This is a genomic window from Facklamia sp. P9177 (assembly GCF_050409585.1).
Classification (GTDB): domain Bacteria; phylum Bacillota; class Bacilli; order Lactobacillales; family Aerococcaceae; genus Facklamia.
On sequence record NZ_JBNUPE010000032.1, the window covers coordinates 1 to 3,886 of the forward strand.

Consider the following 3,886-nt stretch of genomic DNA (forward strand, 5'->3'; position numbering starts at 1 on the left):
TAATATTTTTCATGGGAGCTTCCTTTCGCTAAGTTGTTTGTATATCTTTAGTGTAACAGAAGCTCCCTATTTTTGTTTGTTTTATGTCACATATGTATTATCGTCTAACACTTATGAATGGACGAAAAATTTGACACTACCCATATCATTGATAAATTTTTTTTGTGGTATATAATAAAAGCAACTATGTTAATAATAGTTATTTATTAAAAAGGAGTGAATAATATGCAAAAAGTTATGCAGTTAATTTTAACCGTAATGCTAATTTTTAGTAATATGGTGCGTCCCATTGTAAGTTATGCAACAGAAGTTCCAATAGTGGAAAGTTCTTTAGTAGAAGAAACAATAAATACAGATACTACAAATAGAATGGAAGAAACTCAAGAGATTGAAGAAAATCAAAGTCAGGAAGCGAATGAAACGACTTTTGTCGAAGAATCAATTGATGCGAATCAAAACATAGACACATCTAAGGATTCTGATGAAGAAACTAAAGAGCATTTAGAAGCTTTGACAGAAGAAAATAAATTAGAAAGCAATACAACTGATGTTACTAATTTTCTTTCTCGTTTTTCCTTATATATCAAAGATGGTCAGCCTCAAGAGTATGTTACTGGACGAGAAGCGTTGTTCTATATGGGCTTGTCCACTACGGATTCGGCTTTAGGAAACGGTAATTATACTGTAAAAATTAACCTACCCAAAGAGTATGTGGATTACGATTCGATTGTAGCCTCCTCAACTGAGACTCAAGGTGTACTCTTTGAAATTACAGAAGAGGGTAATAATTATGTTATTACTTATAAATTTAATAATTTTTCAAGTGGTAATAGTATAGACCTTCCAATAAGGTATCGCACTAAGAGTGGAGAAACTCCTAATGGGTATCAACAATTAATAACAGCTACTATCACAAATGAGAATACTGATTTGTTGGGACAAGATTCACTCACTATAAATTGGAAAACTACTGAGATTCGGTCGAGAAAAAAAATTAATCAAAATCTTAATGATGGGAGTAAAATTAATGGTGGATTAGAGGATTCATCTAATCCAGGTTTTCTATCTGAGAACTTAGAAGAATTGAATCCAATTCCGTTCAATTTATATACGGAACCTATTCGAGGTACGCCTAACTATGGAGAACGGTATTTTGAGAAGGTAATCTATCGAGATATCTTACCCGAGGGTGCAGAGTTTGTCCCAGAATTGAATAACGGTTGGAATTATGATCCAGCCACACATACAGCGGAGTATATATATGAGAGAGTTTTAACATTGGGTGGAAATAGAGGTCTTAACTCGCCTGTCTTATATCTGAAATTTCCCGGCTATGAAATCAATAAACCAATTAGTAATACGATGAAAGCAACATATATTCCCCAAAACAAACCGGAATATGAATTAGAAATAAATCAAGAAGATGATATAACCTTTTCTCTAATAAGTAATACAAATTCGATTGGTGGATATAAGAGTGGTCGTGAAAGTATCGTAGATATTCCCAAGATTAAAGAAGAATTCGAGGGCTATTGGACGCTTAGTGTAACAAATACTAATAGTGAAATTGGTAGCAATATGAACAAGATTATCATGAGAGATCATGATTTGGACAAGAGATTCTATTTTAGCAAAATGAAAGTTCATCGAGCGTCAGATGAAATTTTTAAAGGTACAGTTGATATTCTTTTTGTCAATGAACAAGGAGAAGAAAAAACGATAGCCAGAGATGTATCTATAGCAGAAGCTGATTATGCGGTAGAATTAGGTAAAGATGTGAAGGATGTGATAATTAAGTACTCATCTTCATCCGATGAAAACGGTGGACTTAAACCAAGCCAATCACTTAGAGTCACCATTTATAGTAAGTTTCGTGACCCATCGACAGTAAATTTCGATGAAGAAAATGCCAAAAATAATAAGCTTCATAATCATCTCACGATAGAGGCTAATTTTGAAGGGTCAAACACGCCCCTAGAGCTGAAAGCCTCTGAATTCAAAGAGTTGGAGAAAATTGACACTGGCGCATACCTTAGAAAAACAGCAGATTCTTCGAACAATACTTTTTTTATTGGAGAAACTGTGAAATATAAATTAGCTCCCTATATTAATAAATTACCTAAGGGAAATAGTATTGATTTCACAAAAGTCATAGATTTATTACCCAATGGGTTTGAATATGTTGCAAACAGTTCAAAATTTTATAGTTATAATATAGATAAAATATATAGTATTAATGACAACCAACTAATCGCAAATACGGAGCCGGAAGTGGTTACCAATTATAAAGGCACCGGTCAAACGGCTTTGATTTGGGAATTACCGTCAGTTACTAGTATCGATCACTCTACATACAGTAATACCAGACGATCGCCATTTTTTATCGAGTATCAGACGAAAATTACGAAGCTAGCTACTGAAGGTAAGAATGAAAATAGTGCTTATTTAGCTTGGAGTAATAATGAAGAAGTTAAAGTTCTTGAAGGTTCTGTCGAGGATATCTTTGATTTAAATGATAATGGGAGCACTTCCGACAGTATTGCTATGTCAAAGCAAGCTATTACATATGCCCCTCCGAGAGAAGTTATAACAACAAAATCCGTTAAAGGGAGTTTAGATCAGAATTTCACTTTAGCTCCTGGAAGTGGCTTTTCCGAAATAAATACATCCGCAGAGTACAATATGTCCGTTCTAAATAATTCAACGAAGGATGTTGAAGAATTAATAATTTTAGATATTCTTCCTCATAAAGGAGATAAAACGGTAGGGACTTCCTATGAATCAGATAGTCGAGTACCTCGAGAATCGGAGTTCTCTGTTCAATTAGAAGGACCTATTCAAGCACCCGAAGGATTTCAAGTGTTCTATACAAGTGATACTCCATCAGAAAACATGAAAAACTATACCACCGAGGCTAATTGGACAAGTTCTCCTAGTAATTTTACTACTGTCAAAGCTTTTAAAATTGAAATGATCGAAGGATACACTCTAAAGACTGAACAAAGAGCATCATTTAATGTACCAATAAAAGTCCCTAATGATTTTGACCTCAAACTAGGTATGAAGGCAGTTAACTCCTACGGAACATCATTATCATCGAATCTTGATTACTTTGAATCGAACAATGCGATTCTTGAAATTGTTCGCTATCAAGTAGAAGGTTATGTGTTTGAAGATACGGATAAAAATTCGATACGAAGTGAAGATGAAGCAGTTTTTCAATCGCATAAGGTTGCTTTAGTGGATGAATCAGGCAATCCGGTGACCGATCAAGAGGGAAATCCAATTGAAACACTAACGAATGACAAGGGATATTATCATTTTGATGTGTTCAATCACGGAAATTATCGAATTAAAATAGGCACTCCTGAGGGGTATATTCTTACGGAACCTAACCTTGAAGACGCAGAAGGATCCACAATCTTAGACGCTAATGATGGATTAACAGATGTCTTCACGTTAAATAGAGAGAATACTATTGCTAAAAGGAATGCTGGGTATTATTCAGATTATGCACCTATTCAAGGCGTTAAAACTTGGGATGACTCTGATGATCAAAATGGTAAACGTCCAGAATCAATCACTATTAATCTTTTGGCGGATGGTGTAAAAGTAGATTCTAAAATAGTTACTGCCGCCGATAATTGGAAGTACAGGTTTACTGGTAAGCCGATTGAAAAAGATGGTAAAAAAATTGAATACACTATTACTGAAGATAAGGTTGAAGGTTATGAGACAGTTATTGATGGGTTTAATATTACTAATAAATATGTTGAAGTAGTAACTATCGAAGGTAAAAAAACCTGGGACGATAGCAACAATCAAGACGGCATACGTCCAGCAGAAATCACGGTGAACCTCTTAGCAAACGGTGAAAAAGTAGCGG

1 protein-coding gene is annotated in these 3,886 nt (G+C 34.6%); it reads left to right on the forward strand.

Annotation, left to right across the window (positions count from 1 at the left end):
- Positions 1–225: 225 nt before the first annotated feature.
- Positions 226–3,886 (forward strand): Cna B-type domain-containing protein (locus ACQV18_RS09270; protein ID WP_428893003.1); only part of this gene is annotated, 3,661 nt, incomplete at its 3' end.